This window comes from Paenibacillus sp. strain BS8-2, assembly GCF_054483835.1.
The window spans coordinates 2,259,747-2,273,165 of sequence record NZ_CM137010.1 but is presented as its reverse complement, the minus strand read 5'-3'; the positions used below and the strand labels follow the sequence as shown (position 1 = coordinate 2,273,165).

Here is a 13,419-nt window from a genome sequence, read left to right as displayed (position 1 = left end):
GCGCCTCCTTCTTACGAATACTTTTTGTCCAGACGAGTGAACAGGAAGTTGATGATAACGGTGGCTAGCAAGCAGACGACGACAAGGAAGGTCGCAATGGTGCTTCCGTATCCGAACTTCTGCGATAGGATCGACATTTTGTACATATGGCTGGCGATAACGTCCGTTGCGTTGCCAGGGCCGCCGCCTGTCATAACCATGATCAGGTCAAATGACTGGAGGGAACCGATAAAGGACAGCACCACGGAAATTTTGAAGATCGGGATGATCATCGGCAGCGTTATATAACGATCGGCCTTGAAGCCCTCTGCGCCATCAATCTTGGCAGCTTCATAAATATCAGCCGGAATGTTCTGTACCCCAGTGAACTGAATGAGAATGTGGTAACCCAGGTATTGCCATAGTCCTACCAAAATAATCGCAAAAATCGCGTATTTAGGCTCGGTCAACCATGCATGGGCCCAGCTTTCCAGTCCAATTTTCTCAAGAATTTGGTTAATCATCCCGCCCATAGAGGCTGGATTGTAAATCGTCTTCCACAATTGACCAATAACGACAACCGACAAAATGACCGGCAAGAAATAGCTGGAAACTAGAAAGTTTGCCTTGCGTACGTAACGGCTAATCAAGATTGAAACAAATAATGCGAGTGGTAATTGAATGATCATTGAAAATCCTGCAAGCAGGAAAGTACGTCCGACCGCTGACCAGAATACGGAGTCGTCCATCAACATGTACTTATAGTTGTCGAGACCGATAAAGGTCGATTCCCCTATCCCATTCCAATCCAGCAATGAGGTATATACCGATACAAGAATCGGCACGAATACCAGTCCGACATATAACAGAACGCAGGGCAGCACAAACGCCGCGATGGTCCACTTGGACACTTTCAGTACGTTCAAGGCATCCATCTCCTTCTCCAAAACCTTCGTCGAATGACGCAAGCAGGAGGGCGCGCTTGACTGGCAAGTCGCTCCCTCCGCCATACGTTAACGGTTATTCTTTATCTAGGCGTTATTTTTTATTGTTTTCTTCATAAGCTTTTTGATGTTCTTTCGCTACAGCTGCGCCGTCCTTTTTCGAAACGAACAGGTTTTGAATGCTCGTCAGGTGCGCTTGCGATGTGCCAGGGTTCATCGTGTTGTCGAAGGAGATGTCTCCGCCTTTTACATCCTTGAACAGATCCAGAACTTGAACTGCCATGTTGGAGTAGCCAGCCGCCTTGAAGTCCTCGTCAATCGTTTGGGCTACGCCGACAGCACCTTTTACTTTGAACGCCTCAAGCGGGTAATTCAGCATGAAGTAGTTCAAGAAATCAAGTGTAACATCCAGATGTTTGCTGTTCTTGGATACTGCGAAAGCAGAACCAGGAGCCAGCATGAACTCGTCAGGGTTACCTTTGCCATTCACTGTAGGGAATTTGAAGACGCCGATGTTGTCGTCTTTGTTCACTTCAGATGTCTCGATACCGCCAGTTGCCCAGCTGCCCATGTAGTACATAGCCGATTTGCCAGTCTTAAACAGGTTTTCGCCGGCATTGTAGTCAAAGGAAGTCGCGCCTTCTTGGAAAGCTCCTGCTTGAACCAGGCTTTGCAATGCGTCAACCGCTTCTGCGAACGCTGGATCTTCGAACGTTTTCTCTCCATCAACAATGGACTGCAGGAAGCCAGGGCCGCTCGTACGGAGCAAGATGTTCATGAACAAGAACGATCCCGTCCAGGAGTCCTTCTCGCCGATCGCGATTGGCGTAATGCCAGCTGCTTTTAATGTTTTGGAAGCTTCAACCATTTCTTCGAATGTCGTTGGAACTTCTACGCCAGCTTGTTTGAACAATGCTTTGTTGTAGTACACAAGACCGATGTTGTTGCCATCAGGCAGTGCATACAGGTTTCCGTCGAATGTGTAGTAGTCCAGGATCCCTTCTTGGAACGTGTCTTTCAGACCGTTCTGCGTGATCATATCGTTCAGAGGAGCGAACAGGTCCGCCTCTACGAATGGCTGCATTTGCGCTGCAGGGTTTACGATTGTGATGTCCGGCATTTCTTTGGAAGCCGCTTGCGTTTTCAGCTTTTGCTTTTGTTGATCCGTGTTCAGGGAGTCAAGCTCGATTTTTACGTTTGGATGATCCTTTTCGTAGTTAGCAACGATTGTACGGATCATTTGGTATTTCGGATCAGATGAATCTGGGTAAATGTTCTGGAACGTGATCGTCGCTTTTTCTCCGCCTTTGTCGCCAGTTCCTTCGTTCGTGCCCGAGTTGTTATCATTTCCGCATGCTGTAAGGCCGACAGCCAGTGTGCCTGCCATAAGAACGCTCAGCATTTTTGTAGTTTTGTTAGCCATTTGTATTTCCCCCTTAATGGTTATGGGGTTATTATGCTCCAGATTCGGTAGTCTAACAATGAAGTAAATTAGGAGGTCATGTTTGTTTTTTTAAGGTGGTGCACGAAGGAGGTAGAGGTTTTCAATCAAGGTGAAACGGCTATCGCCGTCTTTCGCGGCGCAGCGCGTTTCATTCCGAGAATTCTAAGCTCAGATAAGATGCAAAAACTTATAAATTCTGGCGTGTAATATACTCCTTTTATAAAGGAAAATCCCCAGCGACTATCGAAGAAAGAAGCACCTGACGAAGAGCTTCAATCTAACCACCCACCACAGGAGGTTGAAGTCACATGGGGAAATCCCAACATATTCAAGGCTTAAAGGGAACAAAGTTCAGTCAACAACTGCGAGGTGTTAACCTGGAGCAAGTACTCATCGTAGCGATCGATGCGGCAAAGCTCCACCAAAAAGCACTCATATGCAATTATTTCGGCGACGTGATTGAGAAACCCTTCTTTTTTTCCGTCAGTCAATCCGGAATGAAACTCCTATACGACACGATTGAAAGAGCCATTCGAGACACGGAAGCCGTACGCTTGTTTCTTGGCATTGAAGCAACCGGCCACTACTACGAGGACATTGTCAGACAGATGACCATGCATGGGTACCACGTTCAAATTCTCAACGCCTACACGACCTCTGAAGAGCGTGCCAGCGCTCTTAGTTGGTGCAAAACCGATGACCTCGACCTCGTCGCCATTGCTCACGCCATTCGTAACAATAAAGCGACGGAGTATCGTTTAACGGAAGGCCTGCAAAGACAGTTGCGCGTCCTAACTCGTGCAAAGCGCTCAGAAATTCGCAAGCGTTCTAGCCTTCGTATGGAGATCCGAAACATCCTGGATATCGTCTGGCGAGAGTATCAAGGTTACGCCGAACACCAGAATGGAAGAGCTAAGAAAATAAAAGTGTTTAGCGACTTGTGGGGGAAAGCATCTCTCTACTTCATGGAGTACTACCCGCACCCCGCTCTCGTTTTGCAACTTGGTGAGATGGGGCTACGGAAGCTTTCCGTTCAGCACAACTTGAAGTTGCGTACGAACGCAATCGGCAAGCTGCTTCATGTGGCAAAGGAATCACTTGCCTCAGACGTGCAGACGCTCCGTCCCGAGCTCATGGTGCTACGTATGAAGCTACAGGACCTCCGCGCCTTCGATGCCAAAATCAATACGCTGGACAATGAGATTGAAAACCTGTTGCTTCAGACCGACGGTAGCTTACTCCTTACGGTTCCTGGACTCGGCGTATCCTTGGCGGCAGAGCTCTACGCGGAGATCGGTAATGTCTTGGATTATCAGCATGCCGGGCAACTCATCAAGAAGGCCGGTACCAATCCGATCGTCAAGCAGTCAGGCGGCGGCGCGGGCTCTTATCGCAAAATCTCCAAGCAGGGCAATACTCACTTACGCTATGTCACTTATCTAGCTGGGCGGAGCCTCTGCTTGCATAATGAGGACCTGAAGCCGTTTTACGAACGTCTCAGAAGCCGAGGCAAGCACGAACGCGCAACCTTTGTAGCAATGGGCAACAAGATGCTTAAGATCGCTTTTGCCATGTTACGCGATAAGCAGCCGTTCCATTCCTCCAAGCCAGCTTATCGGCTCGTGCAGGAAATCAACAAAAAGCTCGCCTTTAATTGCATGATCACATCAAGCGCTGCCTAGATACAAAGAAAAATGATGAAGTCGGTATGTCTGGGACCGAGGGAAGATCGGATCAAATTCTGGAGGCCCAGACCTCGTACTAAAGCGTTATCCACCTCGTCCTGTCAATGCGAATTGTACGTTAGAACAGCTATCTGCACTCAGCCAGATTGCATACAGGATTGAAACGAGGCTATTTCTTCAGATTCGAGACATACCGCTTTCGTCCACCGCTTTTCGTCAGTTGGTAACCCTATTTTTAAAATTCTACAGGTTAGGTGTGTTTGGGGTGCTCTAAAGTCCGTAAAAAGTAGTTGACATAGTACGCTTAGAATTTAAAAAAGCAGCCAATGACCATCGCGTCACTGACTGCCTTGTTATTTCCGTTCTCACCAACGGATTGCTGTTAATGCTGTGAGGAGCTCGTCTCGTTCCGTTCTGCCGAGGTTCCACTCCGCAATCTCTGCCTTCAACCGCTCCATGCTGGAGAAACCTTTGGCAATGCCGTTCAAGCGTGCGGCGATCGTCGAATCCTGCCAGGACATTCCATCACCGATCCTATCCTCGAAGAGAGATATCAGCGCCGCAACTGCATGAGGGAATCGTTTCACATTATATTTCTGATGCCTCTCCTCTGCTGGATACCATGTCGATTCCGCCGCTGCCACAATTTCCGTATCCGGTCTAACCAACCCTGTTTGTACCCTGCGGGCCAACTCGTCATCGATTATTTGCTTCTGGCTCTCATCATGATAGAACAGAAGCGACTGATATTGTCTGCCTTTGTACTCATTGATATTAACAGGGTTATGCTTGTCCCAGAATTCTCGAATGATCTCAGCGTAAGAGAGGATATGCTCGTCAAATTGCAGCTGCACCATCTCCGTATGATCACCCATCTCCCGATAGGTCGGATCAACCTTGCTGCCGCCGCCATAGCCAACACGCGTGCGGATCACGCCAGGCAACGCCCCGAACATCGCTTCGGGACCCCAGAAACAGCCCATCCCGAACGTTGCAACATTAGAGGAACACTCGCGAGCGCTCGACCTGAAGCCTTGAGATCGTTGTTCCGCATCAGTTTCACCCTGCCTCATGATGCCTTTCCCCCTATGTCAGTTTTAGTAGATGCTTATACCCGTTCCATCCAACTCTTCAACTGAGGGAGCTGTCGCTTCGCATCGTCATAACCTTGCTTGTAGAGCGCGCCAAGCTTCTGCGGATCTCGTTCCATGCGACCGACAGACAATGTCTCAATTGGACGAATGACAAATGCAGCACCAGATCTCTCACGCTCCTCAATCAATCTGAGCGTATTGTTATAGACATCATGTCTGCGCAGCATCGTGTCCACCAATTTGGGATATTGGCCATAAATCCGGCGTACCATCCACCCCATCCGGTTCGGAGACTTGCGGTAAGATTCGTTGCGCGTTAGGATGAGCACATTGCGCGCATTCCCGTCTCGCTCCGACTGCAAGAGCGGGATAGGATCAGAAAGTCCGCCATCCAGCAGCTTGCGTCCCCCGAACTCCACAATCCTCGCAATAAACGGTAACGAGCTTGACGCCCTAAGCAGCGTAAGGAGCTCGAAGCCGGTTGTGCCTTTCTCGTAATAAACGCTCTCTCCCGTTTCACAATCCGTTGTACCAATGACGAAACGCTCGCCGCTTGCTTCGTAGGCATCATAATCGAAAGGAACGAGCCTATTCGGAATGTCGTCGAATATAAAATCCATCCCGAACATCTCTCGCTTCTTAATCAGGTTGCCCCAAGAGATATAACGCGGATCACTGACATACTCCACATTTACTTTTCGATTACGTCCTGCCTGTCTGGACAAATAACTTGCCCCCATACAGGCCCCCGCCGACACTCCGATATTATATGTAAAGTAGATATCTTCCTCCATCAAACATTCCAGCACGCCAGCCGTATAAACTGCCCGCATGCCGCCGCCCTCCAGCACCAGTCCGATTGCCTCCGACATCAGAAATCCCCTCCAGTTATACGCAATTGCTCCTAGTATACACCTGCGGGGGAGTAGCGCAAATATGGCGAATGCGATTGTTCGATACATCGGAGCGCATAGCGAATATGCGAATCCATGCGATTCCTTGCGATTCCTTGCGATTTCATGCGATTCCTTGCGATTCCTGCATTTCATACATCAATCCTGCCTCCGATCCTCGAATATATGAATATTCCTGTACTTTGTACATCAATTTTGATCAGTTCGCTCTGATTTACCGTTGCTATCCTTATTATTCCTGTATGAAATACATGAATCGCACCTATTCGACTTCGAACCAAGAAATATTACTGTACGGAATGCATCATTCTACGCGAAACCACGCACACCACTTCGAACTTCATAACCTAACCTGACTGTATCCCTAAGGTGAAACGGCTACGCCGTCCTTTGGCGGCGGGGCGCGTTTCATTCCGAGAATTCTAAGTCCAGATAAGGTGCGAAACTTATAAATTCTTAGAATTCAAGGTGAAACGGCTACGCCGTCCTTTGGCGGTGGGGCGCGTTTCATTCCGAGAATTCTAAGTCCAGATAAGGTGCGAAACTTATAAATTCTTAGAATTTAAAAAAATCGCCGCGGGGACCGGCGCCCGGTCTCAACACGGCGATTCAACTTTGGCGCATGTGCCTGCTTTGGCGAATATGCCTGCTTTGGCGCGCTTGCCCGCTTTTGGCAAACTCATTGTCGCACTGTACCGCTATCGCACTCTAGCACGCTTCGATGATAGCGGTTTCACTTCTCTGCGATGCGCATACGCGAGAAGGAACGCATTCACGAGCCCAAATAAGACAAGATGGAACGCCTCCAAACCGCCCCAGACCAGCACGCCCACCGTCAAGAGCAGCATGCCGAGCACAACCTGAAAGCCGTCCGATTGCGGAGTAGACGTACTCCCTCCTCGCAGAGCTTTGCTTCCGACCAGCAGCACAGCCAATATAATCGCATACGCCAACGTCGCCGCAAATCCGGTGAGTGCGCTCCAGACACCAAATGTGACGGCAATCGCTTTACCTCCTTTGCCACGTAGAAACGGTGAGAACATATGACCGAGCAGCACAGCTGCGGAAGGCAGCAAGAGGCCGAGCCCTCCGATGGCATTCGTCTGAAGCAGCAGCAGGATCGGGATATACCCTTTGAGCGAGTCGAGTGCAATACCAAGCAGACCATAACCCGGTCCTGCCGTCTTCCACAAATTGATGGCGCCGGGATTGCCGTCTCCAACCTTCCTCACATTACGATTCAGGAGCAAGCCAATCCAGTACGAAAACATAAGCGAACCCGACAAGAAACAGAGCGCCGTCCATCCCGCGAATGCGCCAACCGTCATGATTCCTTCCCCCCCACCTTCACTTGTCTGCCTTTCCATGCAACTCGCCCATACACCGCAACTTGAAATCCGGAATATGCCATGACATACAGGAAAAAGAGCATGCTTATCAAATGAAACGCCGGGAGCCATCGACCGAACCAGCCCGTATACCGGACAAAATAATAAATTTGCACCGTATACATCACATATGCAGCGACAAGCGGAGCGGCCCAATCTGTTCCGAGGAAAAATGGGAATGACTCCGCCGCGATAAGCCCAACCAGCCAAATCGCAACGAACAGCGTCGTCCAGCGACTCAGCTTGCCCGTGCTTAATACGGCTCCCTTGCTGAAGCCCTCCACTTCGCTTCGGATACCGCCAGGATACATACGGAACGAAACGAGCCCATAGCCAATATAATTGTGGACTGAGATGCCAGCCTCCCTGAACTTCGCCCCGAGATTCAGATCGTCGAGCAGTTCTCCCTTCACCCCCTCATGTCCGCCTGATTTCACATAATCCTCTCGTGTCGTCACGATACATGCCCCGTACAGTCCCTGCGCAGGATTGCTTCGTTCCATCGGAGAAGTAAAAGCAAATAACCCGAGAAGGTTCGGAATGAGCGCTAACCGTTCGTACCACCGTTCCGTATGATGGAACGGGACAACAGATAATACGCCTCCCCGCCTTTCTCTTGCCGCAAGAAGAGAAAGAAGCGCATCTTGAGCCAGCCTGACATCCGCATCCAAAAAGACGAGAATATCTCCGTCCGCTGCCGCAAAGCCGCTCGTAACCGCCCAGTTTTTGCCCGTCCACCCAACTGGCAACGGCTGGCTTTCGATCACGCGCACGCCAAAGCTCTTCGCGATCGCTTGGGTCCCATCCTCGGATTGATCGTCGACGACAATTATGTCTAGTCCTTGAATGGACTGAAGCTGTAAGGAGCCTAGCAAATAGGGAAGGTTACTCTCCTCGTTGCGAGCTGGAATGATAATCGACACCTTCCCGGCAGCCGCAAATGATTCGGGTCCTGGCGCAACCGTATTCCGGCGAAACAGCAGAAAACCCGCCACGCAAGCGGCGGCAAGCAGTGTAACGATCACGATTTCCATGCCGTCCCCTCCCTCCGAGCTTCGTGCCGAGCCATATATGTTTCATTATATGGCGACCCCTCCACCTGATATGAACAACGCTTCAAAAACATCCAAAAACATCGAATACAAATAAAATAGCCCGAAAAAATCTCGGGCTACTGCGTTGCCTGCCTCCGCGAGGGACAGCTCCATAGTAATCAATAATCTATAACTCATAACAAGCTCATACCCTGATTCCCTTGACCCGCATCCCTATTAGTTTTAGTAACTGAGGAGTCTGGCATCCTGATGCATAAGCTCCGTCTGAACCTTGTCGACGGCTACTGCTCGAACGGATACACCGTCCTCAAGCGCGATAGCCGCAGCAATTCCCGCCGCATGCCCCAGCGCATAACAAGTAGCTTGCACCCGCATCGATGACATTGCGACATGCGTCGCAGAGATTGACCGACCCGCTACTAGCAGATTGTCGATGTCGCTCACTGGCACCATCGTACGGTAAGGAATGTCGTATCCGTCAACACGACGCTCGTCAGTCGTCTTAGCGGCGTCCGGGCTATGAATATCAATTTCGTAGTTGGTCTGCGCCACCACATCATGGAAACGTGTGCCACTCACGACATCTGCTTCGGTCAACGTATAAAGCCCTTCGATTTGATTGGTTTCTCTTACGCCCGTCTGCGGCGCGATATGCGCTATGGCATAGTTCTCGAAGCCCGTTCTCTGCAAATAATGTGCGATGGAGAATACTTGCTTCAGCGCTTCTGTCTCCGCGTAGTTAACCTGCTCCATGTCGGCTCCATTCGCTTTGACACGCGACATATTGACTAGCAGCACCCCATCGTCACGCTGCTTCCAGTATAGTCTGCGCCCTTGCGGCAAATCGGATATTTCCTCATAATGATAGCAGCCTTCCGGGAGGAACGGATTGACCGGCTTGCCCGTGTCCTGCATCGTAAACATAAGCGTCATAGGCTGTGTAAGTCCATCCGATTCTCGACCAGTACGGTATGGCACACCTGCATCAATAGCTACACGTGCGTCGCCCGTACAGTCGATGATAACATCGCCTTCGATCGCCCTGAGACCTTCGCGTGTAGAAACGATAACGGCGCCGATTCTATTGCCGCTTCGGATCGTGCCGACGAATTCACAATGGAAGTATACCGACACGCCTTCCTTCTTCATTTTGTCATTCAAATATTGGCGAAGCAAGAATGGCGAATATTGTGGTGCAATGGACTTGTCATGAACAGCAGGCAGATAATCGGCCAGCATCTCTTTGACGATCTCCCGGTAAATGCCCGTGACGTTGCCGACAGGCATAAACACACTGACGTTTGCGAGTGTTCCCATCCCCCCGAGCTGTGCTGACTTCTCTAGCAGGATTACCTTCTTCCCGCATCTCGCCGCGCCGATCGCCGCCGCCGTACCCGCCGGACCGCCTCCTATCACAACTACTTCTGCCTTCGCATGTGTTTTCACTTGACGTTGGAACGAATACGTATTGTTGTTCATATATTCTCTCCTTTATCGTGCAAGAAAGCGGCTAGCGCCTTCAAGCTGCGTGGATTCCTCCAGACTGGAAGGGAAGGTCAGAGAATCTGCATCTGTCTTGTCTCTTCATTGTTATTGTAGAGGAGACTCTTGGCAGGGAGTAGTAGACGATCCTTTTATTTCTGGTCTTTTTCAACACAGATTGGGATTGCGGTAATTGAGATTGCGGTTGATCACCCTGCTCGCCATTCCGTTCTGCTTTATATCCATCTATTTCTGATATCCATCTATATCTGATATCCAACTATTTCTGCATAAGAAAACGCAGAGCCAAGGCTCTGCGTCCATTTCGATAGCTGCCTGTATATTCATGACTCTAGATCACCAGACCAAAATAAGTCCGCAGCGCTTCCCTGTCCTCCGCTTCAGATTGCGGGACGAATACTTGAACACCTTCCGGCCGGAACAATCGGAACTCTCCGTTCCAAACCGAATTCCGTCCCTCCTCCGTAAGAATCGCGACGATCCGGTTGTTCTTGAACACTGAATCAGGCGCATGCTCGCACCAATAGGATGCCATCAGATAGTCCTTCGCGAACTGCGATTCCTCCGTGAACGAGAATACGCGGGACCAACCTTCCTTCTTGCGTTCCATGACCATCCAGCCAAATTCAGCGTCCCGATCCAGCCGGTAACACTCATTACCTTGCTCCTGCTCCATCCCTTCCTGCAGCAGCAGCGGACGGCGCGGCACAACGCCCCCTACTCCTACATCGCACACATATACGCTTCCTTCCGCTGCTACCCGAAGGACATGATGCCTGCGTTTAGGCGGCGTATCCACCTCATCACGCCAGAACCTCGCGAAACAGCCCGTCACCTCATATCCAAGCTCCCGAAGCAGCCAGCCAAACAGTGCATTAAGTTCGAAGCAATAGCCGCCGCGTCCACGCCCGACAATCTTGGCGTAAATATCCTCCACCTTCAGCGACAAGGGGACGCCTTGAATAATGTCCAGATTTTCGTATGGTACTGCTTGCAAATGTAATTGCTGAAGCTCCGACAGCGCCGCCGCGCTGCCGTCCGGCAACCCCGTGAAACCAATTCGATCCAGATAAGCCTGTACATCCATCCCCTATTCCTCCCCAACATCATTAGCTCCATTAATTCCTACAAATCGCACCAATTACCCTGACGGAATACCGGCTCAATCGAGCCATCCGGCAGTTCCCCATCGATATCGAGGTCCGCACACCCGATCATGAAGTCAACATGCGTCAGGCTGACGTTGGCGCCGCGAGTCAGCAATTCCTCCGAAGACAGTTTCGTCCCGCCTTCCAGGTTAACGGGATATGCGCTGCCGAGCGCAAAATGGCAGGATGCGTTTTCGTCGATCCCCGTGTTGTAGAAGACACGATTCAAATTCGAGATTGGAGAGTCATGCGGCACTAACGCCATCTCTCCAAGGTAGGAGGCGCCTTCGTCCGTGTCCAGCAGCGTCGTCAAGTGCTCCCGTCCCGACTCCGCATCGTAGTCCGTCACTTTGCCGTCCTTGAACGTCAACGTGATGCCTTCCACAAGTCGACCATTCAAATTCAGCGGCTTTGTGCTTCTGACCGTCCCGTTCACGCCGAGACGATGCGGCATCGTGTACACCTCTTCCGTCGGCATATTCGCTACGAAATAGACGCCTTTCTCGTTCTCGCCGCCCCCGCCGCGCCAAATATGACCCTCAGGCAGCTCTACATGCAGATCTGTGCCCGGCGCCTTGTAATGCAAGCTCTTGTACCGCTTGCCGTTGAGATGGTTCTGCCATTTCTTTAGCTCGCCGATATGCTCCCGCCAGGCCGCGACCGGGTTCTCCGCGTTCACTCTCGCCATCTGGAACACGGCCTCCCACATCGCATCGATGCGCTGCTCCTTCGGCAGATCGCTGTAAACCTTGTCGGCCCAAGCCATAGTTGGCGCCTTGATCAATGACCAGCTGATCCGACTGTTGCGCGTGTAGGCCGAATATGCCTTGCGCGCTATAGCAGCAGCCTTAGTCGCGGCCGCAACCTTGGAAGAATCGATGCCGCGGAACAGCTCCGGATTCGGCACCTTAATATGTAAGATCGCCCCGCCCTCTTCGGCGAAACGCTCCATCCGGTCCGCCTCCCATTGCGGATAATAGTCGAAGGAGTCGTCTCCCGCCTTCTCGTACCGAATCCGCGTTATTTCTTCGTCGTCCCACTCTACGATAACGTATTTGGCGCCGGACTCGTAGGCCTGGGCGACAATCAGTCTCGTGAGCTCTGCCGTCTCGATTGGCGCATGTACGATCAGTACTTGTCCTGGCTGTATGTTGACGCCAACCTTTATGACTAACTCCGCATATTTTTTCAATTTCGTTTCGAATGATTCCATGTTGTAGTTTCCTCCTTCTATCTTCAACCATTGAACGTCTACTCAACAACTAAAGGTAGAGTAGTTGCACTGCCTTCCTCTAACGATACAGCTTTCGCAGCCTTCTGGCAAAAGTTCACGATTGCCATTCTATTATTCAAAGCTCATACAGAGCTTGTCTCCATTCGGGGTAAGCCAAGTTAGCAGACATGAAATTGGAACACACGCTCCCTCCCCTCAACTGGTGCGGTTAACGGTCGTATATCCACGATAAGGCGTCTTGGTGAAGCGGTTAGAGACCGATGAAGCGACGATCGCATCCGGCTTAACCCTCGCGGACAATCCCATGGCTTCGATCCTTCCCACCATATCGGACACATAGGCGGCTGTCTGATTCCGCTTGGCGTCGGTGCCCGCGTCGATATCGATAAACATGCTTAGTTCGGCGCCTTGATACACATGGGGCATAATGATATCCTCCAGCTGGGAGCGTTTGTCCGCATCGAAGAAAGTCGCGATCTCCTGGCTGAACGTCGTCTCAAGCGTCAGCTTCTCCTGAATCGAATAAATCTCGCGTGGCAATATGACCTGCCGATAGCAGAACCATGCTCCTCTTCCCGGACGAATGATGACGACCGAGGTGATGAATTTCGTGTGACCCGCGTGTACCTGAGCATCTGTGCCAATGACCAGCTGATAGGTCGAGCGGGTATCGCTCCTCATGAAACAAGCAATCCGGTCAAATACATCGCCCAGTGTCATATCTTTGTCCGTCATGTTGCGGAACACCGATTCGTGAATCAACGCATATTGTCTATTCTTCATATGGATCACCTGTGAAGCTTCGTCGGCTTCATCCTTTCACCATTGACTCTTCTTCATCATACGCTTCCCTCTGTCCACTCGTGTGGCACGAATGCCCTGATGCACCAATTAGATATGTACGATACCACTATGCAAAAAAGACCCCATTTCTATATTTGGAATGATTTGAATAACTGGGGGCTTCTACGCTCAAACTGTACTTGTATTTCAGCTGACTCTTCCATGCACACCATACACTATTAATTAGA

General features: G+C 50.7%; 11 protein-coding genes. 1 reads left to right on the top strand and 10 read right to left on the bottom strand.

Annotated features, from left to right (window positions below; all coding sequences use genetic code 11):
* Positions 1-11: 11 nt before the first annotated feature.
* Positions 12-905, bottom strand: coding sequence for a carbohydrate ABC transporter permease (locus ACX1C1_RS10000; RefSeq protein WP_458956932.1), 894 nt, complete (start codon positions 903-905; stop codon positions 12-14).
* Positions 906-1,017: 112 nt separating this feature from the next.
* Entirely contained in the window at positions 1,018-2,346 is a 1,329-nt protein-coding gene (locus ACX1C1_RS09995; RefSeq protein WP_458956931.1) for an extracellular solute-binding protein, read from the bottom strand.
* A gap of 329 nt (positions 2,347-2,675) precedes the next feature.
* Between ACX1C1_RS09995 and ACX1C1_RS09990 the strand changes: the two genes are divergently transcribed.
* Complete coding sequence (locus tag ACX1C1_RS09990) at positions 2,676-4,049, top strand: IS110 family RNA-guided transposase (RefSeq protein WP_458952756.1); 1,374 nt, start codon at positions 2,676-2,678, stop codon at positions 4,047-4,049.
* 368 nt (positions 4,050-4,417) lie between these two features.
* Here the strand turns inward: ACX1C1_RS09990 and ACX1C1_RS09985 are convergent, their stop codons facing one another.
* From ACX1C1_RS09985 to ACX1C1_RS09950, 8 genes are all read right to left on the bottom strand, one after another.
* Complete coding sequence (locus ACX1C1_RS09985; RefSeq protein ID WP_458956930.1) at positions 4,418-5,125, bottom strand: peptide-methionine (S)-S-oxide reductase MsrA; 708 nt, start codon at positions 5,123-5,125, stop codon at positions 4,418-4,420.
* Between the two features lie 35 nt (positions 5,126-5,160).
* The gene (locus ACX1C1_RS09980) at positions 5,161-6,018 is read right to left on the bottom strand and encodes a patatin-like phospholipase family protein (protein ID WP_458956929.1); all 858 of its coding nucleotides are present in this window, start codon (positions 6,016-6,018) and stop codon (positions 5,161-5,163) included.
* Positions 6,019-6,758: 740 nt separating this feature from the next.
* Complete coding sequence (locus ACX1C1_RS09975; protein ID WP_458956928.1) at positions 6,759-7,388, bottom strand: glycerol-3-phosphate acyltransferase; 630 nt, start codon at positions 7,386-7,388, stop codon at positions 6,759-6,761.
* The gene (locus ACX1C1_RS09970; RefSeq protein WP_458956927.1) at positions 7,385-8,482 is read right to left on the bottom strand and encodes a glycosyltransferase; all 1,098 of its coding nucleotides are present in this window, start codon (positions 8,480-8,482) and stop codon (positions 7,385-7,387) included. The genes ACX1C1_RS09975 and ACX1C1_RS09970 overlap by 4 nt, the downstream gene beginning before the upstream one ends.
* Positions 8,483-8,725: 243 nt before the next feature.
* Positions 8,726-9,982 carry an FAD-dependent oxidoreductase gene (locus ACX1C1_RS09965; RefSeq protein WP_458956926.1) on the bottom strand — a complete coding sequence of 419 codons (1,257 nt, stop codon included), beginning with the start codon at positions 9,980-9,982 and terminating at the stop codon, positions 8,726-8,728.
* A 355-nt stretch (positions 9,983-10,337) separates the two neighbouring features.
* Positions 10,338-11,093 (bottom strand): arylamine N-acetyltransferase family protein, encoded by a 756-nt coding sequence (locus ACX1C1_RS09960; protein ID WP_458956925.1) that lies wholly within the window; start codon positions 11,091-11,093, stop codon positions 10,338-10,340.
* Between the two features lie 38 nt (positions 11,094-11,131).
* A complete protein-coding gene (locus ACX1C1_RS09955; RefSeq protein ID WP_458956924.1) occupies positions 11,132-12,367 on the bottom strand; it encodes an aminopeptidase in 1,236 nt (411 codons plus the stop codon).
* A gap of 216 nt (positions 12,368-12,583) precedes the next feature.
* On the bottom strand, positions 12,584-13,171 hold the full coding sequence (locus tag ACX1C1_RS09950) for a ribonuclease H-like YkuK family protein (RefSeq protein ID WP_458956923.1): 588 nt from the start codon (positions 13,169-13,171) through the stop codon (positions 12,584-12,586).
* Positions 13,172-13,419: the final 248 nt, after the last annotated feature.

Coding starts and splice junctions, on each gene's coding strand:
- ACX1C1_RS09960 (WP_458956925.1), bottom strand. CDS start 11,093: ATGGATGTACAGGCTTATCTGGATCGAATTGGTTTCACGGGGTTGCCG.
- ACX1C1_RS09990 (WP_458952756.1), top strand. CDS start 2,676: ATGGGGAAATCCCAACATATTCAAGGCTTAAAGGGAACAAAGTTCAGT.
- ACX1C1_RS09975 (WP_458956928.1), bottom strand. CDS start 7,388: ATGACGGTTGGCGCATTCGCGGGATGGACGGCGCTCTGTTTCTTGTCG.
- ACX1C1_RS09955 (WP_458956924.1), bottom strand. CDS start 12,367: ATGGAATCATTCGAAACGAAATTGAAAAAATATGCGGAGTTAGTCATA.
- ACX1C1_RS09965 (WP_458956926.1), bottom strand. CDS start 9,982: ATGAACAACAATACGTATTCGTTCCAACGTCAAGTGAAAACACATGCG.
- ACX1C1_RS09970 (WP_458956927.1), bottom strand. CDS start 8,482: ATGGAAATCGTGATCGTTACACTGCTTGCCGCCGCTTGCGTGGCGGGT.
- ACX1C1_RS09950 (WP_458956923.1), bottom strand. CDS start 13,171: ATGAAGAATAGACAATATGCGTTGATTCACGAATCGGTGTTCCGCAAC.
- ACX1C1_RS09995 (WP_458956931.1), bottom strand. CDS start 2,346: ATGGCTAACAAAACTACAAAAATGCTGAGCGTTCTTATGGCAGGCACA.
- ACX1C1_RS09980 (WP_458956929.1), bottom strand. CDS start 6,018: ATGTCGGAGGCAATCGGACTGGTGCTGGAGGGCGGCGGCATGCGGGCA.
- ACX1C1_RS09985 (WP_458956930.1), bottom strand. CDS start 5,125: ATGAGGCAGGGTGAAACTGATGCGGAACAACGATCTCAAGGCTTCAGG.